The sequence below is a fragment of the Acinetobacter sp. FDAARGOS_558 genome, from assembly GCF_003937785.1.
GTDB classification, from domain to species: Bacteria; Pseudomonadota; Gammaproteobacteria; order Pseudomonadales; family Moraxellaceae; genus Acinetobacter; species Acinetobacter baumannii.
Genome location: NZ_RKJH01000001.1, coordinates 1457024 through 1476509 on the forward strand (window position 1 = coordinate 1457024; position 19486 = coordinate 1476509).

The following is a 19486-nucleotide window of genomic DNA, read 5'->3' on the forward strand; positions in this document are numbered from 1 at the left end:
ACTCATTTTAATAAAATGTTATTAAAGAACATAAAAAACTAAATCCATATTGTAGCTAGTTAAAAAGCACGGCTTTTTATATAGTCAAAATCTTTTTATGCATTAATATTATTTTTTAAAATGATAAAACATTTAAAATGTTTTCCTATTCCCCATATATAGAATTTTTAGCTTAAGCATTGTAATGGATAAAATTTTATCAATCTACTCATAAGCTAAGTGTCTTATAGAATTTTTATAAATTAAATTAATTGAAAAATCTTTAAATCGTAATTAAACCAATAATGCTGAATTTTTCCTTCATTTGAAATTGTATTAAAGCTATTTGGATTATGATGATATAAGCGAGTAGAAGTTGCTGTACCTGCATGTATATCAAAAATAGGATGATCTATTTTTAAAGAATAAATCTGAGTTAAATCATATATAGCTGTTTTATGGAGATGCCCATGTAACATTCCAAATAGACCAGTTGTACTCCACTTTTCTAAAGCGATTTTGCCTAGAACCGGACAATCTTTTATTCCATGCTTATTATCAGGCGGCGTATAAAAGGGTTGATGAAAAACAACTAGCTTTATTTTATTTTTAGGTCCCCTGTCTAAACGCTCATAAGTAGCTTGAATTTGTTCAATCGAAATATGCCCACGCGTATGATAACGACGACGTATACTGTTTACGCCTACAATATAAAAATGTTCAGTTTCTAAAGTCGGCTCTAATTCACCAAAAAAATATCGATAACGGGTAAATGGAGAAAAAAAACGGTTCCAGACATGATACAAAGGTATATCGTGGTTACCAGGCACCACAAGATAAGGAATATTGAGGCTATCTAAATACTGTCGACATTTAAAAAATTGTTCATATTTGGCGCGTTGAGTAATATCGCCGCTCACAACAATCACTTCAGGCTGTTGCTGAATACAAAAATCTCTTATTGCCTCTAAACACTCTTTTTTTTCTGTCCCAAAGTGTAAATCAGACAGATGTAGTAACATTCGGCACCATAATATTTAAAGCATTTTTTTCTACAGTGAAATTTAAAGGAGGTTTCATCTCTATGATTTCTCCATCTAAGGCCACTGTGAGTTTGGTTTTCTTTGCACATTCAACAATGACATGATCAGCGCAAAAACTATATACATCTTGTGCATCTTCAACTTTACCTTGAACCCATTGCCAAAGCATATGCAGCAAACTCAGCTTATCACTTTTTGTAATTACAACTCCAGCGACTCTTCCCTGTGCTGCACATTCTGCAATTCTGAGCTTCATATCACATAGTTGCAATTGGTTATTTCCAAAGAAAATAAGCGGCGCTTTAACTGGGTATTTCTTGCCATCTACAGTTATAGAAAGCTTCATTGATTTATTTTCTCTCAATAAAACATCTAAAGCTGAGGTATAGGCATGTAAAGGCAGTCTTCCTAAATATTTATTGTAGAGTTCGCGTTTTTTGATAAAAAGAGGATATAAACCTAAACTGGCATTATTTAGATAAATATGATCATTAATAGCTGCTACATGTACTGACCTAGGTTTACCTGTTGCAATAACCTCTGCTGCCTCTAAAAGGTCTAACGGAATCTCTAAAACTTTAGCAACATAATTAAAAGTCCCTAAAGGCAGAATTCCCATGGGAATAGAAGTATTTTTAAGTTTAGTTGCAACCGCATTTAAAGTGCCATCTCCTCCTGCCGCAACAACCACTCCTGTATTTTCATTTTGTGAATGTCGATGAATAACATTATTTATCAAATCATCAAATAATGTATTTTCATTTAATTCAAATACTTGTATTTCAAAACCATATTCTGTAAATACAGTCATGAGCTGCTCATAGACGTCTTCATGTTTTGAAGCATGAAATCCTGATTTTTCGTTATAGATGATTGAAAGAGGTTTCAAAGGCCGCATTTTATTATCGTAAAGTCAGTTCTTTATTCTATTTTGTATATAAAATCGCCTATTAAAAGTCTCTTTATGTAAATTTTGAATGAGCTTCATTTGTATAATCAATAATAATTCTCAAAAAAATTTTTCAAGCATAATTTATTGATTTTAAATAAAATAATTTAGATAAATAACATACATATAACATAAAAATATAAAAGCAAAAACCTTACAAAAACATATAAACATATGATTTTCATTAAAAAATAAAGAAAACTCCAAATATCTGCTAGTTAGTCTTTAGTCTTATTTTTTTTATGATTTTATGCTTTAATACAGCCACTTTTTTATTTGATCTTTCATTGTATCCCAATGAATGACTTGTACGTTGTACATATTTTGAATAGGCCTCACCATGACCACAGTGAACGCACCAGAATTCGTTCGTCATCCTAAGCTTATAGCATGGGTTGAAGAAATTGCAAACTTAACCAAACCAGCAAAAATCGAATGGTGTGACGGAAGCGAAGAAGAGTATCAACGTCTAATCGACTTGATGATCGCTAACGGCACCATGCAGAAATTAAACCAAGAAAAACATCCTGGTTCTTATCTTGCAAATTCTGACCCATCTGACGTTGCGCGTGTTGAAGATCGTACTTACATCTGCTCTCAAAATAAAGAAGATGCTGGTGCGACAAACAACTGGGAAGATCCAGCTGTTATGCGTGAAAAATTAAATGGTTTATTTGAAGGTTCAATGAAAGGCCGTACCATGTACGTTGTTCCTTTCTCTATGGGTCCTTTAGGTAGCCATATTGCTCACATTGGTATCGAGTTAACTGACTCTCCTTATGTAGCTGTTAGCATGCGCAAAATGGCACGTATGGGTAAAGCAGTTTATGACGTATTAGGTACAGATGGCGAGTTTGTTCCTTGCGTACATACAGTAGGTGCTCCACTTGCTGAAGGTCAAAAAGATGTTGCTTGGCCTTGTAACCCAGAGAAATATATCGTTCATTACCCAGAAACTCGCGAAATCTGGTCTTTCGGTTCTGGTTACGGCGGTAACGCGTTACTTGGTAAAAAATGTTTAGCTCTTCGTATCGCTTCTGTCATGGGACGCGAACAAGGTTGGTTAGCTGAACACATGCTTATTCTTGGTGTAACTAACCCTCAAGGTGAAAAACACTACATCGCTGCTGCATTCCCGTCTGCTTGTGGTAAAACAAACTTTGCAATGTTAATTCCGCCAGCAGGTTATGAAGGTTGGAAGATCGAAACTGTAGGTGACGATATTGCTTGGATTAAACCAGGTGAAGATGGTCGTTTATATGCGATTAACCCTGAAGCTGGTTTCTTCGGTGTAGCACCTGGTACAAATACCAAAACTAACCCGAATTGTATGGCAACTCTTCACAAAGACGTTATCTATACAAACGTAGCAGTAACTGACGATGGTCAAGTATGGTGGGAAGGTCTTTCTAAAGAAGTTCCAGCAAACTTAACTAACTGGAAAGGTCAACCTCACGTAAACGGCGAAAAAGCAGCACATCCAAATGCTCGTTTCACTGTTGCAGCAGGTCAATGTCCATCTATCGATGCTGATTGGGAAAACCCAGCAGGTGTTCCAATTTCTGCATTCATCTTCGGTGGTCGTCGTGCAGATACAGTACCTTTAGTTTCTGAAGCTTTCGACTGGGTTGACGGTGTATATAAAGCGGCAACTATGGGTTCTGAAACTACTGCTGCTGCTGTTGGTCAACAAGGTATTGTTCGCCGTGACCCATTCGCGATGCTTCCATTTGCTGGCTATAACATGGCTGACTACTTTGACCACTGGTTAAACCTTGGTGCGAAAGTAAGTGAAAAAGCTGAAGCTTCTGGCAATAAATTACCAAAAATCTTCAACGTAAACTGGTTCCGTCGTGATGCTGAAGGCAACTTCGTATGGCCTGGTTTCGGTCAAAACATGCGTGTTCTTGAGTGGATCATTGATCGTTGTGAAGGTCGTGCGAACGCTGTTGAAACACCTATCGGTTTTGTTCCAACATATGAAGACTTGAATTGGGAAGGTACTGAGTTCACTAAAGAACAATTTGACCTCATCACAAATCAAGATAAAGACCAGTGGGTTACTGAAATTGAAAGCCACACTGAGTTATTCAATAAACTTGGCGAACGCTTACCTAAAGCATTAAAAGAACGTCAAGCAGCTTTACTTGAAGCTGTAAAAACTGGCTTCTAATTGCTCTATATAAAAAAGGTCGCCATGTGCGACCTTTTTTATTATGCGGCATCGTCTTTTAATCGACGTTCTGATAAATAAGCTTCTAAAACTTTTACCTGTTTTTCATCAAATGCTAAACCTAATTTAGATCTGCGCCAAAGTATATCTTCTGCTGTGTGAGCCCATTCATATTCACACAAATATCTGACTTCACACTCAAACAAATCATGGCCAAAATGTTGACCCAATTGTTCTATAGCATTTCGCTCTTTAAGCATATTCCACACTCTTGTGCCATATGCATGAGCCCAACGGTTGGCAAGTGATTCAGAAATTCCACTTACACGTGTTTTAATCTGGTTGATTAAATCATCTAGTGTGGTCCAGTTTTCGGCGCCAGGTAATGGCTCATCTGCAGTCCACTCCTCTGCCATGTCATTAAAAAACGGAGCCAGATGCTCTAAAGCAGCCTCGGCTAACTTTCGGTAAGTTGTAATCTTGCCCCCAAACACTGAGAGCAATGGTGTAGTTTTATCTTCTGCCTGTAGAGCCAAAGTATAGTCGCGTGTAATTGCAGATGGATTATCCGACTCATCATCACATAAAGCACGCACACCCGAGTACTGACTTACAATATCAGCTCGCGTCAACTGCTTTTTAAAATGTGAATTTGTCACTGTCAAAAGGTAATCAATTTCCACATCAGTAATCTCTACTTTTTGTGGATCACCTGTGTATTCCTGATCTGTTGTACCAATGAGGGTATATTTTTCTAAATAAGGAATTGCAAAAACGATCCGTCGATCTTCATTTTGCATAATAAAGGCCTTATGGCAGTCATATAATTTTGGCACAACAATATGACTTCCTTGTATAAGCCTAATTTGATAAGGTGAACTTAAGTTCAGGTTTTCACTAATAATTTCTTCAACCCAAGGTCCCGCCGCATTCACTAAAGCTCGTGCACGTATCTGATAAAACTCAGCTCCGCTTTGTAACTCCAGATGCCACAACTCCTGTTGTCTATAAGCCTTAACACAACGCGTACGTGTAACGACTTTTGCCCCTTTCTCTTTAGCTTGTAGTGCATTTAACACCACAAGACGCGCATCATCTACAGTACAGTCAGAATATTCAAAACCACGTGTTATCGCTGGTTTTAAAGGGCTATCTTCTTTGAAATAAATGAGATTTGATCCTAATAATTTTTCTCGTTTTCCCAAATGATCATAAAAAAACAGCCCAGCACGAATCAACCATGCAGGGCGTAAATGTGGTCGATGAGGCATAATAAAGCGCATGGGTTTAATAATATGTGGTGCTTTAGCTAGCAATACTTCACGCTCTGCTAATGCTTCTCTGACCAGCCTGAATTCTTTATGTTCTAAATAACGTAGGCCGCCATGAATTAATTTGCTGCTAGCAGATGAGGTATGGCTGGCTAAATCATCTTTTTCACATAAAAATACCGATAATCCGCGCCCTGCTGCATCATTGGCAATACCAACACCATTAATACCGCCACCAATTACAGCAATATCATATATTTTTGAATAATCATTAGGTTGTACTTTCATTTCTCATGTTCTTTTTATTGTTGATCTTATAAAAATTAAAACATCAAATTGATGAAACAACAATCAAAAAAGTAGAATAATCAATTTTGCATCCTCTAGCATTTAACTATCCATTGACTACCCTACTATTGAATTCAACTAGTTAAGAAAAAGCTCAATCCTCTGCCCAATTTTGGCTACGCTTAACTGCTTTTAGCCAACCTTTATAAATGAGTTCAGCTTGTTCAGAAGGCATTTTCGGTTCAAATACCTTTTCTATGGCAGATTTATTTCTTAACTCATGAAGATCTTGCCAAAAACCAGTGGCCAACCCTGCCAGGAAAGCTGCACCCAATGCTGTAGTTTCTTTCATTATTGGACGCTCTACCGGTGTCGTTAAAATATCGGCCTGAAATTGCATCAAGAAATTATTTTCCGTTACTCCTCCATCAACACGGAGTGTACGAAGCTCTTCTTCTGCATCTTGTTGCATGGCATCTAAAACATCTCGAGTTTGAAAGGCTATAGACTCTAGAGTTGCGCGGATAATATGTTCAATACTAGCCCCACGTGTCAGACCAAAAATTGCGCCGCGTGCTGTCGGGTCCCAATATGGTGCTCCTAATCCGGTAAAAGCAGGTACTACATATACACCATTATTATCCTTTACACGTGTTGCATAAAGCTCGGAATCCTTAGCATTCTTAATAACCTTTAATTCATCACGTAACCACTGTACGCAAGAACCACCGTTAAATACGGCACCCTCTAAAGCATAGTTCACCTCACCACTCGCACCACAGGCAATAGTTGTGAGTAATCCATGCTCTGAACGGACAATCTTTTTACCCGTATTCATGAGTAGAAAACAGCCGGTACCGTAGGTATTTTTAGCCTGTCCCGACTCAACACACATTTGACCAAAAAGCGCAGCCTGCTGATCACCCGCGATTCCGGCAATTGGGATCCCTACTTCTTGTCCACTAATGGTATGTGTATATCCATAAACCTCAGATGAACTACGAACCTCCGGCAACATTGCTCTAGGAATGTCTAAAGCTTGTAAAAGCTTTTCATCCCACTCAAGCTTTTCGATATCAAACAGCATGGTTCGAGATGCATTGGTAAAATCAGTGACATGGACGGCCCCATTAGTTAGTTTCCAAATGAGCCAAGTGTCCACCGTACCGAATAATAACTCTCCCCGCTCAGCACGCTCACGGCTGCCTTCAACATGATCCAAAATCCATTTAATTTTTGTGGCCGAGAAATATGGATCAATGACTAAACCGGTGGTCTTACGGATATATTCTTGCCAACCTGCTTTATACAATTGATTGCATATTTCGGTTGTTTGTCGGCTTTGCCAAACAATCGCATTGTAAATAGGTCTTCCTGTTTTTTTGTCCCAGACAATGGTGGTTTCCCGCTGGTTTGTAATTCCAATTGCCGCAACTTGTTCACTCTTGATGCCAGCTTGAGCCAATGCTTCGACCCATACAGCACTTTGAGTTGCCCAAATTTCCATAGGATCATGCTCAACCCAACCTGGCTGAGGGTAAATCTGGGTAAATTCTCTTTGAGCAATACTGACAACGTTCGCATCATGATCTAAAACAATTGCTCTTGAGCTTGTTGTTCCCTGATCAAAAGCGACAATATATTTTTTCGGGCAATTTGACATCTGAATGTCCCTTTCATTTTCCACACACATCTAGCCCATAATGCAAAAACATCATGCCTAACTGTATTTATTTAAAATTTTCTTTGGAATATATCATTATTTTTAAGTGGCATAGGCTTTCTTCGTCCAAACATTACCCATTCTTTATCAATTTTTTACTGCATGGAAAAAAGTAATAAGAAAAATATTGAAATTAGAAGATAAAAATATGCTGATCGGCTAATTTGAAATCACATAAATATTCAACTTATTCCTTTGCTTAAATAATAAACATTGTTTTACAGACATAAAAAAAATAAAGTGAAATACTCCTGTAGATAATATGTAAAAACGGAATAAATCTTCTCTTTTTTAGCATTCAACCCAAGCGAAACATGGAGCGAATCATGGTTGATCAACCTTCTACCGCAACAACTCCACATTCTAATTTAGATACAAAAACCCGTCTAAAATCAATTTTGGGCGGTTCTGCCGGTAACCTTGTCGAATGGTACGACTGGTATGTATATGCCGCATTTACGCTCTATTTTGCTCATGCATTTTTCCCAAAAGGAAGTCAAACCGCTCAACTTCTTCAAGCTGCAGCTATTTTTGCAGTGGGTTTCCTTATGCGTCCCATTGGCGCATGGATTATGGGGATCTATTCTGACCGTAAAGGACGTAAAGCGGGCCTTACACTTTCCGTTACTTTAATGTGTATCGGTTCGCTACTGATTGCTGTTACACCCTCCTACGAAAGTATTGGTGTATTTGCTCCATTGCTTTTGGTTATTGCACGTTTAATTCAAGGCTTAAGTGTAGGCGGTGAATATGGCGCAAGTGCAACGTATTTAAGTGAAATGGCAGAAAAAGATCGTCGTGGTTTTTTCTCAAGCTTTCAATATGTCACTTTAATTGCAGGACAGCTTACAGCTTTATGCGTACTACTCATCTTGCAAATGATACTTACCGAAGAACAGCTACATGACTGGGGATGGCGTGTTCCGTTTTTCATCGGAGCCCTTTTAGCTATTGTGGTGTTCCGTATTCGTCGTGGCTTATTGGAAACTCAATCCTTTAAAAACGCTCAAGCAGAAACAGATCAGCCGAAATCAGGAATGTTTGCTTTATTTAAACATTATCCTAAAGAGGCCTTCACTGTATTATTCCTAACTGCTGGTGGTACTTTAGCTTTTTATACTTACACCACCTATTTACAGAAATATTTAGTGAATACTTCTGGTTTTACCAAGCCTGAGGCTACTCAAATTACCACTTTAGCCTTATTCATCTTTATGTGCTTACAGCCATTGGCAGGTGCCTTATCAGATCGGATTGGCCGTAAACCGCTTATGATCGCCTTCGGGGTCACAGGTGTTTTATTCACTTATATTTTGTTTGATACACTTGCAAACACGCATAACTACTGGACTGCTTTCTGGCTATGTTTAGGTGGACTGGTTATGGTAACCGGCTACACATCAATTAATGCTGTAGTGAAGGCTGAACTTTTCCCTGCACATATTCGAGCTTTAGGTGTCGCATTACCTTATGCAATTGCGAATACTTTATTTGGTGGTACAGCCGAGTTTTTTGCATTAAGTTTTAAAGAAGCCGGGCACGAATCTTGGTTCTTTATTTACGTCAGTATCATGATTTTCATTTCATTGCTGATTTATATCTTCATGAAAGACACCAAGCATCATTCAAAAATTAAAGAACATTAAAATCCTTCAATTAGAGCTAATATCATAAGTGAATGTTAGCTCTAACTTAGTGAATAAGCTCCAACAACGTTTCTATTTTATGAGATACTTCATATAAGAAAATAAGGACGATACTGATGAATAAAAGTATTCTATGTTTGGCATTAAGTAGTATGTTCATTTTAACTGCATGTCAGACTACGCCTCGACAATATAATGGTTCAACTGGCTACCAGATTGAAAACCAAACAAAAACTTCAGCGACTTTAGCTTACACTTTAGCTGGTCGTAGTAACCAGCAACTTGATGAGCGTAAATTGCAACGTGCTTGTCAAAATGTGTTAGGTGCTCAGAAAGTTTATAAATTATCAATTTTAAGCATCAATGAAATTCCTAATCCAGCTAAAGATGAGCATTACGGAATTCAACTAGGTGAAACCCGCGCTTCTTTTGGCTTATCAAATACACCTAGCTTAAATAATGGTGAAGATTATGCGACACGCCAAGCACTTGAAGCACGTCCAAGTACATTAAAAGTCGTTCGTTATACTTGTTCATAACATAAAAAAGACGCTGTTTTTACAGCGTCTTATAAAAACTTACATTTCTAAATTCTTTCGCTTCATCCAGATCTGGCCAAGTTGTTGCACTTCTTTCTTCAATTTTTTCATATTTTGGATGACTAAAATTTTTAACACGGCTATCTGCTACCCATACTTCAGGTGCAAATTTTAAAAATTCGTCTAAGAAAAAGCGATTACATTGGTCATATAACACATCGGCAGCAAGTAAAACATCGACTTGTTCAGCCTTATATAAATCATCCAAATATTCGAGTTCTACATCATTAAGTAAAGCATTTTCACGGCAAGCATTTAAACTGACCTGATCAATATCACAGCAGATTACGCGTTTTGCTCCTGCCATTTTTGCAGCAATTGCCACTACACCAGAACCTGCTCCGAAATCTAACACCATTTTATCTTTAACATGGTGCGGCTCTGCAAGTATCCACTGAGCCATCGCCAAGCCTGATGCCCAACAGAAAATCCAATACGGCGTGTCATTCCAGATACGGCGAATAACTTCGTCATCCAATCGATCAGTTGGAAAAACAGGTGGAATCAACCATAAAGAAATTGGAGTTTCTGGCAACTGTTGTGCCATTAATTCACAATGAGGAATGACTTCATGTAAGGCTTGAAGTAAATGTTCAGGGGCTTTGGACAGTTGAAAGGTGCAGCTCATAAATAAGCTCAACAATTTATAATTACTATTTGATCATCTGCATCGCGAGCAAGACTAAAACAGTAGCTTAAAGCATGATAGTGGCTAGTTACTAAAAATACGTTAGTTCAATTCCACTGCTTTAATTAGTGCAACCGTTTTGGTCTTGCGTAGCATTCGCTACTCATCCCGAAAGAAAAGTAACATACGAGCTCCTAACATTTGCGTTAAACGGTAGGACGCCGCCGTGAATAAATTAAATTAACCTAAAGCTTTTTCAGCAGCTTCTACAGTTTGACGAATCAAAGTTGTAATGGTCATTGGACCAACACCACCCGGTACTGGTGTATAAGCAGAAGCAATTTCTTCAATACCTTGTAATTGAATATCGCCTACACCACCGCCATCACGCGGATGGAAACCAGCGTCTACAACAACTGCACCTTGTTTAATCCAGTCTTTTTGAATAAGTTCAGCTTTACCTACAGCACCAACAATAATGTCAGCTTGTTTCACAAGCTCAGGTAAGTTTTGTGTACGTGAATGACAAATCGTTACTGTCGCATTTGCTTGTAACAACATCATTGCCATTGGTTTACCTAAAATTGCGGAACGACCAACTACAACCGCGTGTTTGCCAGCAATTTCGATATTATTTTCTTTAAGAATCGTCATAATGCCAGCAGGAGTCGCTGAACCATATGCAGCTTCACCCATTGCCATACGGCCAAAACCAAGGCAAGTTACGCCATCTACATCTTTTGCTAAAGAGATCGCATCAAAACATGCGCGCTCATCAATTTGTGCAGGAACTGGATGCTGTAAAAGAATACCGTGAACATCTGGATTGGCATTAAGCTTTTCAATTTCAGCTAATAATTGTTCTGTTGTGGTTTCTTGTGGTAATTCGATTTTTAATGAATCCATACCTACTCGGCGGCAGGCATTCCCTTTCATACGTACATAAGTTGCAGAGGCACCATCATCCCCAACCAAAATAGTCGCTAAAATTGGGGTACGACCTGTTTTCGCTTTTAAAGCTTCAACACGTACCAACAAATTTTCTTCAATTTGCTTTGCTAATGCACGACCGTCTAAAACCAATGCCACAGCACATCTCCAAGATAGACATGAATTTAATGTGCCAATAATACATGATAATTTCGACAATTTTATTCTAGATGTTGTTTTTATGTGCATCTTCGCTCAAAACAGTATTGTTTTTTTTGTAAAGGTTGCTAATATGTGCATCACCAAATGCAGGCGGGGTGGCAGAGTGGTCATGCAGCGGACTGCAACTCCGTGGACGCCGGTTCGATTCCGACCTCCGCCTCCAAATTTGGTAAAGCCCGGGTGGTGAAATAGGTAGACACAGGGGATTTAAAATCCCCCGCCCTCAAAGCGTGCCGGTTCGAGTCCGGCCCCGGGCACCATCTTCAAGTACTGAATATGGTGTCATAAAGAATCCAGCGTAAGCTGGTTTTTTTATACTTAAAAAAAGGGCTACTATGTAACCCTCTATTTTTTTAATTTTAAGCCGTCTTTTGACCTTGTTTTAACGGCATCAAATTCAGATCCAATACAATATCGTTTTGTCGGCTTGAATCTATCTGATATTCAGCATTTTTAATTGAATCTACAAATCTCCACTCAGAATGAACTTGCACCTGATCTAGAGTAACCAACAAATATCCTCGTTGATTTAAATTACAATAAACCAATTCATCAATTAATTTAGTAAATGCAAATTCAAACTGTTGAAGCTGAGCCAGTGGAATACTTAAATATTTTTCCAAACCTGGAGACGATACAGAGCTAGTCGCTAATTCAACTCCAACATATTTCCCTTTCTGGCTATATAAATAAGATGCCCATGCATTATGTGTATCACCGGCTAACACAATGATCTTTTTATTAAACTCTGCCAATTTATCGTACACAAACTCTCGCTCAGCATAGTAACCATCCCAAGCATCGAGATTATATGGCGCAACCGTCATAATTCTTGCTTTTTCTTGGGCTGTTAATGTCGGATCATTTTGTTGTAAACGAAGTTTTAAAGCGACCAACTCGGTAATTTGTGCATTCATCTTAGCAAGCGCCTCAGGCGAAGTTCCTCCTGAAGTAATTTGCCCTAAAGACGCCAACAACTCAGCTGGAATCCACATTTTACTCATTAATACTTGCTGTCCTACTACATTCCATGTTGCTGTAGATTGCTTTAATTTATCGACCAACCAATCTCTTTGCGTATACCCCATCAAAGTACGCACCGGATTAGTTAAATCTGCCTGAAACTTAGCAATATCCAAGCCTGTAGCCGTCATGTAGTCTGTATATGCAAGCTGCTTATCACGCGCAATAATACGCGTATCTAGCATGGTTAACTGAACAAGAGAGCCAAAGTTAAACTGGCGATAAATATTTAAATGATCTGTACTAGAAACTGGACGAATTGGCATCCATTCAAAATAGGCCTGTAGGGCAGCTAATTTACGGTCCGAAAAGGCCCCTTCATTACTTTGATGGTTTTCCGCCCCCTCACGCCAAGCATCATTTGCCAACTCATGGTCATCCCAAATCACAATAAAAGGATGGCGCTGATGAGCTGCTTGCAAATCTTTATCTTGACGATAAAGCGCATAACGTTTGCGGTAATCATCTAATTTAATAATTTCTTTATTATTATCGGCAGGTAAATTACGGCCTAACTTGGTTGCATCTTCTGTCGCATAGCCATCTGCCCCATATTCATAAATATAGTCACCCAAGTGAATAATGACATCAACATTCTGTTTTGCCAGTTCACGATAAACATAAAAGTAACCCGCAGGATAGTTAGAACAAGAACATACTGCAAAGCTCACTTTATTGGTGGATGTTGGTAATGTTTTCGTCTGCCCAACCGGTGAAACTTTATTACCAAATTTAAAACGGTAGTAGTACACCGTATCTGCTTGTAACCCAGCTGCATCAACTTTCACTGTAAAGTCATCAGTCTTGCTTGTTTCAACCATTCCCGTCTTTAAATTTTGTTTAAACTGATTATCGGTTGAAATTTCCCATACAACTTTTAAGCGCACCCCAGAGTCTGTCGGTGTTACTCGTGTCCACAAAATAACTTTATCTTGTAGTGGGTCTCCGCTTGCGACACCATGAAGAAAATCTGCTTGTATTTCTGGGCTTTCATCATCTGAGCCATCATTACAACCTGTAAAAGCAACAGGTATAGATAAAGCCCCAAAACCGAGTAGACTTTTTTGAATTAATTCTCGGCGTGAAATTTTCTCTGACATAAAATTACCTAAGTTTTAAGCAATGAGTGTCTTAAACTTAAGTAGAGAAGATGAACAACTGATCTCAGTTTGATGAACAAATCATGACATAAATTGGTTAATTTATAGAAATACTGATAAGAACTGATTGAAAATAAAGCAAACTCTCTGTTTTTCTCTTGCCAATCGCGCACTTGTCCTCTATTATTGCGCACATGCCCGGGTGGTGAAATAGGTAGACACAGGGGATTTAAAATCCCCCGCCCTCAAAGCGTGCCGGTTCGAGTCCGGCCCCGGGCACCATTTTCAACTATTGAATTTGGTGCCATAAAGAATCCAGCGTAAGCTGGTTTTTTTATTCCTGATGAAAATAATGCCATGATCAGAATATTAATATTTATATCCGCTCTACTCTTTTTTATACCCTTTACAAATGCCGAAGATATATTTAACGGTACAATCTTGTTCAAAAATAATGATTGGCACTTTGTACGCTGCTCTATTACTCAAGATGACTATCTAATTGAAGCCCCTCAAGAGATATTTACTCAATTTAAAGAGCTACAGCAGCAACAAAAAAACTATTGGGTCAGCGTATTGGCAGAAGTAAATGAACAGCAGAATGGAAATTTAATTTTAAAAATTGAGAAAATAGACGAAGTTCATTTAGACGAGACATGTCATTTATTAGAAGCTCTCAAAAATTTTGAAAATCGAGAGTAATCACCACTCTCGATTCATCACCAACTCTTCCATTTCCAGATCTAAATATCCTGCATCTTGTACCACCATCATCATTGCCTCAGCAATATAATCAGCAGCACTATCATCAAGCGATGAGTCTAGATCTTCGAACTGTGGCTTCATTTCATTAATTTCATTTACAGTCTGATGAGCATATCGATAGATATCTTGCTCAGCTAAAGCAGGTTTTTGAACTTTTTTAGCAAATTGCTCAATAAGCTGCTTGAGTTCAGCGACCAAAATATCTGGATAATATTCATCATCAAACATTGGGAGAAGTAAGTCTTCAAACATACAAAAGTTTACACAACAGCAAAAACTTGCCGCTTATAACATATTTTCGTAAAAATCACGAGATATTTACCCGACTCACTCATCCACTCTATTTTAATGAGCACTGAGCAAGTCCAATTTTATAACGTCATTATTTAGGCTTGCTGTATCGCTTTCCAAACTAAAATTGCTTCATGCATTTCCTTTACATCATGCGCTCTTACAATGGATGCTCCCTGCTCAATACTAAGCAAATGCCCAGTTACACTTCCCACAGCACGTTGATCTGCAGGAGCGCCCTGTAAAGCTTCACCTATGAAACGTTTACGAGAAAGGCCAGATAAAATTGGATAACCAAGTTCATTAAGTTTCCAAAATTCTTTTAATAGTTTTAAATTTTGCTGGGCATTTTTCGCAAAGCCAAATCCAGGATCAACAATAATATTGTGCTTTTTTACCCCAGCAGCCAAAGCCTCATCAATACGCTGTTGCAACTCTTGCATCACATCGAGTGTTACATTAGTGTACTGATCCAACTGATTCATTGTCGTTGGTTCACCGCGCATATGCATAATTACTACAGGTATATCTAATTCTACGGCAGTTTTTAAAGCATTGGGACGTGTTAAGGCACGGACATCATTCCAGATATGTGCTCCTGCTGCTTTTGCTGCGCGAATAACTTCTGGCTGACTTGTGTCGATCGACAAAATAACGTTATGGTGAGATAAAGCCTCGACCACAGGTACTACACGACGCACTTCTTCTTCTACTACAACTTCTGAAGCACCAGGTCGGGTAGATTCCCCCCCAATATCAATAATAGTCGCGCCTTGCTCAATCATACTAAGTGCATGATCAACCGCTTGGTCTAATTGGTTATGTTTACCACCATCACTGAAAGAATCAGGAGTGACATTTAAGATACCCATAACATGGGGCTGAGATAAATCTAATTGAAGCTGTCCACACTGTAAAATCTGCTTTGGTAAAGATATTAACTGCATAAAAAGCTCCGGTTCAAAATCAGCGGCTATTTTAGCAAGTAAGCTTTACATGCTGTCGATTTCTTTTCAGCTTTATCCAAAGTTAAGACAAATAAAAAAGCCACATGACTGTGGCTTCTTTATTAATTAACTTAATTCATCGCTGGTAATGGCGGCGGAGTAGATGGACCATCTTTTGGCGGCTCAAACGCAGATACCGGATTTTCAGCAATATAAACTTTCGGTGGTTGAGGTTCGCGGCCTTCCATGATGTCACGGATTTGGTCACGATCAATAGTTTCCCATTCCATCAACGCTTTAACCATTGCATGGGCGATATCTTTATTATTTTCCAAGATATCACGAGCAACTTTATATTGTTCATCTAAAATACGGCGTACTTCCTGATCAACTTGTTGTTGAGTCGCTTCAGAAATTGTACGGCTACCTACGTTACCAAAGAATCCATTTTGGTTTTCATCTTCGTAAACCATCACACCCATTTTGTCAGACATACCGTACTTCGTTACCATCGCACGAGCCATTTTTGTAGCACGTTCGAAGTCATTTGAAGCACCAGTCGATTGTTGCTGAATGAAGACTTCTTCAGCAATACGTCCACCAAACAAAATTGCAATTTCATTTAGCATTTTGTCTTTATAGTGGCTAATCTGATCTTGTTCAGGTAACTGCCAAGTTACACCTAAAGCCCAACCACGCGGCATAATTGTTACCTTATGCACAGGGTCAGTACCCGGTAAAATCTCAGCAACAATTGCATGTCCAGCTTCATGGTAAGCAGTTGCACGACGCTCTTCTTCACGTAGAACCATTGATTTACGTTCAGGACCCATATAGATCTTGTCTTTTGCATCTTCAAAGTCATGCATATCGACAGTGTTCTTATTACGGCGAGCAGCAAACAAAGCAGCTTCATTTACAAGGTTTGCCAACTGAGCACCAGAGAAACCAGGTGTACCACGAGATAAAACTTTAACATCTACACCAGTAACTGAAGGCAATTTTTTCAAATGTACATTCAGAATTTGTTCACGACCACGGATGTCAGGTAAACCAACCATAACTTGACGGTCGAAGCGGCCTGGACGTAACAATGCTTTATCTAATACGTCAACACGGTTAGTCGCAGCAATAACGATTACGCCTTCATTACCTTCAAAACCGTCCATCTCTACGAGCATTTGGTTTAAGGTTTGCTCACGTTCATCATGACCACCACCTGTACCTGAACCACGGTGACGACCTACTGCGTCAATCTCATCAATAAAGATAATACATGGCGCATGACGTTTTGCTTGTTCAAACATATCACGGACACGGGACGCACCCACACCCACAAACATCTCAACAAAGTCAGAACCAGAAATGCTAAAGAATGGAACTTTTGCTTCACCAGCAATTGCTTTGGCTAATAACGTTTTACCAGTACCTGGAGGACCAACCATAAGCACGCCACGTGGAATAGTAGCGCCCAAGCGTTTGAATTTTGCAGGATCTTTTAAGAAATCTACAATTTCCACAACTTCTTGTTTCGCTTCATCACAACCGGCAACGTCAGCAAAAGTCACTTTGATTTGGTCTTCAGAAAGCATTTTTGCCTTCGACTTACCAAAACTCATCGGACCATTTTTGCCGCCTGCACCACCACCCATGTTACGCATAAAGAACATGAATAACAAAATGATTAACAGTACAGGGAAACTAGCAATGAGAAGTTGCATCAAAATGCCTTGACGTTGTGGTGCTGTGCCCTCTACAACAACATTTTGCTTGTTTAAGCTTGGCATAAGTTCAGTGTCTTCAACTTGCGGACGAACAGTTTCAAACTGAGATCCGTTAGTTTTTTCACCACTAATATTTAAACCGTCAATCGTGACTTGCTTAATTTGGCCAGCATTCACCGCTGCAACAAAATCTGAATATTTCATTGCAGTTGGCTTATTGCGGTCACTGATATTACTGAAAATTAAAATCAGAACACCAAGTATTATTAGCCACAATACGGCATTCTTGAAGTAATCGCTCAAAGCTTTATTCCCATATCAATCTAATTTGATCATGCCCAAACTTGGCCGATCGTCTTAAAAACAGCAATTGTCTTGCTTGCGGATAACCTAAAAGATACAAAATGCACAATTTTTAGGAGCTTGGCAAGTAAACTTTATTGCAATGCTTTCTTACGCCCTTGTCCAACCAAAAAAACTTCTTTAGATCGTGCCCGAGAAGCTGCTGGTTTTGCTGTTTTTAACACATCAAAACTATCAACGACTTGTTTACGAAACTCATCAAATCCTGCGCCTTGGAACACTTTAACAACAAACTGTCCATTTGGACCCAAGACTTTCTGAGCAAAGTCTAAAGCAAGTTCACACAAGTAAATCTGTCGAGGTTGATCAACAGCCCTATTACCTGATGTATTGGGGGCCATATCAGAAATTACAATGTCTACTTGTCTTCCGTTTAAAATATTTAACAATTTTTCAAATACAGCTTCTTCTCTGAAGTCGCCTTGTAAGAAAGTGACATCTGGCAAAGCATCCATAGGTAAAATATCGGAAGCAATAACCAATCCTTTACTACCAACGAGTTTCCCAGCGATTTGTGACCAACTCCCAGGAGCTGCTCCCAAGTCCACCACTGTCATGCCTGGCTTGATCAACTTATATTTTTCTTGAATTTCAAGAAGTTTATACGCTGCTCGTGCACGATATCCTTCCTTTTGTGCTTTTTTTACAAAAGGATCGTCTAGATGTTCCCTCATCCACGCACGACTACTTTTAGACAATTTTTGGTTGGTGATGCGTGTTGCCATAACTCACTAAATATCAAAAAAACTTCTGATTGCTCATTGTACGTGAAAATTACTCTCATTACAGTACGGATGTAACGTAATCTCAATAACTTTTACAGTTTTTTTCCAATAATGTTGATCGATTATTTATACAGTTTTTCGTACATTTGATTTTAAGTTTTTTGCTATACTAAGTCGTTTTTAAAATCAGGTATTTTTAATGGCCGCTTTATCTATTCATGAACGTAAACGTTTACGTCAAATTGGTCATGTGCTTAATCCGGTTGTCATGATTGGTGGACAAGGCTTAACAGACGCTGTTATTGAAGAAACGCTTCGTGCTTTAAACGATCATGAACTCATCAAGGTAAAAATTGCTGGTGAAGACCGTGAAGCTCGTGCCGCAGTAATTGATGCGATTGTAGAAGCAACTGGTGCTGAAGCTGTCCAGAAAATTGGTAAAATTGTTTTACTCTATAAAAAAGCAGCTAAGCAAAATCAACATTTATCTAACCTTGTTCGTCACGCACACTTAGCAAACTAACTTATTGACTACTTATGGCAAGTTACGAACTTTCAGCTTTTGATCGTTTTCATGCTGTTTCTGTTGTTGGCGCAATTGAACAGCAAGCCCCATATACATTAAATGTGGGTTTTTGGATTCGTGATCCAAACCAACTAATTATCTGGCCCCAAGAAGTCGCAGCTCATCCTCGCCAGGACTTTTTGTGGGAAGAGACTTGTTTTGAAATTTTCATTGGCGTGCATGATGAAGATTTCTACCGGGAAATTAATCTTTCCCCTTCTCAAGCATGGCAGACTTACCAGTTTGAAGAATATCGCTATCCGGAAAGCATGCCTCCCCTCGTTGCTTACGATATCGAATTGAATCATCTCAAACGTACCCACTATGGGTTAAATGTAAGTCTTGACTTAAGCCAGTTTATGCAACAGCACCGCTTAAAATGGGCAAACCTTTATCTAGGTTTGACTGCTGTTTTAAAAACAAAAGATGGTATGCAGTACTATGCAATGCAGCATAGTGGAAAACATGCTGATTTTCACAATAAACGTGATTGGCTGCATGAGTTTTAAAAAACAAAAAAGCGAGAAATTAA

Annotated in this window: 17 protein-coding genes and 3 tRNA genes; 9 read left to right on the forward strand and 11 right to left on the reverse strand. The window is 38.7% G+C overall.

Annotated elements, in window-relative coordinates:
• Positions 1 to 242: 242 nt before the first annotated feature.
• Both EGT34_RS06975 and EGT34_RS06980 read right to left on the reverse strand, forming a co-directional pair.
• Positions 243 to 1001 carry a metallophosphoesterase family protein gene (locus EGT34_RS06975; protein ID WP_000924309.1) on the reverse strand — a complete coding sequence of 253 codons (759 nt, stop codon included), beginning with the start codon at positions 999 to 1001 and terminating at the stop codon, positions 243 to 245.
• Positions 982 to 1920: a diacylglycerol/lipid kinase family protein gene (locus tag EGT34_RS06980; RefSeq protein ID WP_001247644.1), complete on the reverse strand. Its 939-nt coding sequence runs from the start codon at positions 1918 to 1920 to the stop codon at positions 982 to 984. Before EGT34_RS06980 ends, EGT34_RS06975 begins: the two co-directional genes overlap by 20 nt.
• A 391-nt stretch (positions 1921 to 2311) precedes the next feature.
• Between EGT34_RS06980 and EGT34_RS06985 the strand changes: the two genes are divergently transcribed.
• Positions 2312 to 4144 (forward strand): phosphoenolpyruvate carboxykinase (GTP), encoded by a 1833-nt coding sequence (locus EGT34_RS06985; protein WP_000214355.1) that lies wholly within the window; start codon positions 2312 to 2314, stop codon positions 4142 to 4144.
• Positions 4145 to 4185: 41 nt separating this feature from the next.
• On the opposite strand, the gene glpD is transcribed toward EGT34_RS06985, so the two are convergent.
• On the reverse strand, positions 4186 to 5703 hold the full coding sequence (gene glpD / locus EGT34_RS06990) for a glycerol-3-phosphate dehydrogenase (RefSeq protein ID WP_000868051.1): 1518 nt from the start codon (positions 5701 to 5703) through the stop codon (positions 4186 to 4188).
• Between the two features lie 154 nt (positions 5704 to 5857).
• Positions 5858 to 7366: a glycerol kinase GlpK gene (glpK, locus tag EGT34_RS06995; RefSeq protein ID WP_000063780.1), complete on the reverse strand. Its 1509-nt coding sequence runs from the start codon at positions 7364 to 7366 to the stop codon at positions 5858 to 5860.
• 374 nt (positions 7367 to 7740) lie between these two features.
• Between glpK and EGT34_RS07000 the strand changes: the two genes are divergently transcribed.
• Complete coding sequence (locus EGT34_RS07000) at positions 7741 to 9072, forward strand: MFS transporter (protein ID WP_001984607.1); 1332 nt, start codon at positions 7741 to 7743, stop codon at positions 9070 to 9072.
• Positions 9073 to 9188: 116 nt separating this feature from the next.
• Positions 9189 to 9611: a hypothetical protein gene (locus EGT34_RS07005; protein WP_001043188.1), complete on the forward strand. Its 423-nt coding sequence runs from the start codon at positions 9189 to 9191 to the stop codon at positions 9609 to 9611.
• Between the two features lie 19 nt (positions 9612 to 9630).
• On the opposite strand, the gene EGT34_RS07010 is transcribed toward EGT34_RS07005, so the two are convergent.
• A complete protein-coding gene (locus EGT34_RS07010) occupies positions 9631 to 10299 on the reverse strand; it encodes a class I SAM-dependent methyltransferase (RefSeq protein ID WP_001278002.1) in 669 nt (222 codons plus the stop codon).
• Between the two features lie 240 nt (positions 10300 to 10539).
• Positions 10540 to 11388 (reverse strand): bifunctional methylenetetrahydrofolate dehydrogenase/methenyltetrahydrofolate cyclohydrolase FolD, encoded by an 849-nt coding sequence (folD, locus tag EGT34_RS07015; RefSeq protein ID WP_001229846.1) that lies wholly within the window; start codon positions 11386 to 11388, stop codon positions 10540 to 10542.
• Positions 11389 to 11540: 152 nt separating this feature from the next.
• On the opposite strand from folD, the gene EGT34_RS07020 reads away from it, so the two are divergent.
• Both EGT34_RS07020 and EGT34_RS07025 read left to right on the forward strand, forming a co-directional pair.
• Positions 11541 to 11614: transfer RNA gene (locus EGT34_RS07020), tRNA-Cys, on the forward strand.
• Positions 11615 to 11625: 11 nt separating this feature from the next.
• Positions 11626 to 11711 (forward strand) — tRNA-Leu (locus tag EGT34_RS07025).
• A 99-nt stretch (positions 11712 to 11810) separates the two neighbouring features.
• Here the strand turns inward: EGT34_RS07025 and EGT34_RS07030 are convergent.
• Positions 11811 to 13574 carry an alkaline phosphatase D family protein gene (locus EGT34_RS07030; protein WP_001290927.1) on the reverse strand — a complete coding sequence of 588 codons (1764 nt, stop codon included), beginning with the start codon at positions 13572 to 13574 and terminating at the stop codon, positions 11811 to 11813.
• 196 nt (positions 13575 to 13770) lie between these two features.
• Between EGT34_RS07030 and EGT34_RS07035 the strand changes: the two genes are divergently transcribed.
• Together EGT34_RS07035 and EGT34_RS07040 are read left to right on the forward strand one after the other, a co-directional pair.
• A tRNA-Leu gene (locus tag EGT34_RS07035) sits at positions 13771 to 13856 on the forward strand.
• A gap of 75 nt (positions 13857 to 13931) precedes the next feature.
• Positions 13932 to 14276, forward strand: coding sequence for a hypothetical protein (locus tag EGT34_RS07040; protein ID WP_171519074.1), 345 nt, complete (start codon positions 13932 to 13934; stop codon positions 14274 to 14276).
• Here EGT34_RS07040 and EGT34_RS07045 read toward each other — a convergent pair whose 3' ends face one another.
• The 4 genes from EGT34_RS07045 to rlmE form a co-directional block, all read right to left on the reverse strand.
• Positions 14277 to 14591, reverse strand: coding sequence for a DUF5713 family protein (locus EGT34_RS07045; protein ID WP_000461267.1), 315 nt, complete (start codon positions 14589 to 14591; stop codon positions 14277 to 14279).
• Positions 14592 to 14725: 134 nt separating this feature from the next.
• The gene (gene folP / locus EGT34_RS07050) at positions 14726 to 15577 is read right to left on the reverse strand and encodes a dihydropteroate synthase (protein ID WP_001176041.1); all 852 of its coding nucleotides are present in this window, start codon (positions 15575 to 15577) and stop codon (positions 14726 to 14728) included.
• 131 nt (positions 15578 to 15708) lie between these two features.
• Positions 15709 to 17604, reverse strand: a complete 1896-nt coding sequence (gene ftsH / locus EGT34_RS07055) for an ATP-dependent zinc metalloprotease FtsH (RefSeq protein ID WP_001286662.1) — start codon at positions 17602 to 17604, stop codon at positions 15709 to 15711.
• Between the two features lie 134 nt (positions 17605 to 17738).
• On the reverse strand, positions 17739 to 18389 hold the full coding sequence (gene rlmE / locus EGT34_RS07060; RefSeq protein ID WP_000235573.1) for a 23S rRNA (uridine(2552)-2'-O)-methyltransferase RlmE: 651 nt from the start codon (positions 18387 to 18389) through the stop codon (positions 17739 to 17741).
• A gap of 199 nt (positions 18390 to 18588) precedes the next feature.
• Between rlmE and yhbY the strand changes: the two genes are divergently transcribed.
• Positions 18589 to 18912 carry a ribosome assembly RNA-binding protein YhbY gene (yhbY, locus tag EGT34_RS07065; protein WP_000729551.1) on the forward strand — a complete coding sequence of 108 codons (324 nt, stop codon included), beginning with the start codon at positions 18589 to 18591 and terminating at the stop codon, positions 18910 to 18912.
• Between the two features lie 14 nt (positions 18913 to 18926).
• Complete coding sequence (locus EGT34_RS07070; RefSeq protein ID WP_000179363.1) at positions 18927 to 19463, forward strand: DOMON-like domain-containing protein; 537 nt, start codon at positions 18927 to 18929, stop codon at positions 19461 to 19463.
• Positions 19464 to 19486 lie beyond the last annotated feature (23 nt).

Excerpts from the sequence above, each read along its gene's own strand:
- EGT34_RS06975 (WP_000924309.1), bottom strand. The coding sequence starts at position 1,001 with ATGTTACTACATCTGTCTGATTTACACTTTGGGACAGAAAAAAAAGAG.
- EGT34_RS06980 (WP_001247644.1), bottom strand. The coding sequence starts at position 1,920 with ATGCGGCCTTTGAAACCTCTTTCAATCATCTATAACGAAAAATCAGGA.
- EGT34_RS06985 (WP_000214355.1), top strand. The coding sequence starts at position 2,312 with ATGACCACAGTGAACGCACCAGAATTCGTTCGTCATCCTAAGCTTATA.
- glpD (WP_000868051.1), bottom strand. The coding sequence starts at position 5,703 with ATGAAAGTACAACCTAATGATTATTCAAAAATATATGATATTGCTGTA.
- glpK (WP_000063780.1), bottom strand. The coding sequence starts at position 7,366 with ATGTCAAATTGCCCGAAAAAATATATTGTCGCTTTTGATCAGGGAACA.
- EGT34_RS07000 (WP_001984607.1), top strand. The coding sequence starts at position 7,741 with ATGGAGCGAATCATGGTTGATCAACCTTCTACCGCAACAACTCCACAT.
- EGT34_RS07005 (WP_001043188.1), top strand. The coding sequence starts at position 9,189 with ATGAATAAAAGTATTCTATGTTTGGCATTAAGTAGTATGTTCATTTTA.
- EGT34_RS07010 (WP_001278002.1), bottom strand. The coding sequence starts at position 10,299 with ATGAGCTGCACCTTTCAACTGTCCAAAGCCCCTGAACATTTACTTCAA.
- EGT34_RS07030 (WP_001290927.1), bottom strand. The coding sequence starts at position 13,574 with ATGTCAGAGAAAATTTCACGCCGAGAATTAATTCAAAAAAGTCTACTC.
- EGT34_RS07040 (WP_171519074.1), top strand. The coding sequence starts at position 13,932 with ATGATCAGAATATTAATATTTATATCCGCTCTACTCTTTTTTATACCC.
- EGT34_RS07045 (WP_000461267.1), bottom strand. The coding sequence starts at position 14,591 with ATGTTTGAAGACTTACTTCTCCCAATGTTTGATGATGAATATTATCCA.
- folP (WP_001176041.1), bottom strand. The coding sequence starts at position 15,577 with ATGCAGTTAATATCTTTACCAAAGCAGATTTTACAGTGTGGACAGCTT.
- rlmE (WP_000235573.1), bottom strand. The coding sequence starts at position 18,389 with ATGGCAACACGCATCACCAACCAAAAATTGTCTAAAAGTAGTCGTGCG.
- yhbY (WP_000729551.1), top strand. The coding sequence starts at position 18,589 with ATGGCCGCTTTATCTATTCATGAACGTAAACGTTTACGTCAAATTGGT.
- EGT34_RS07070 (WP_000179363.1), top strand. The coding sequence starts at position 18,927 with ATGGCAAGTTACGAACTTTCAGCTTTTGATCGTTTTCATGCTGTTTCT.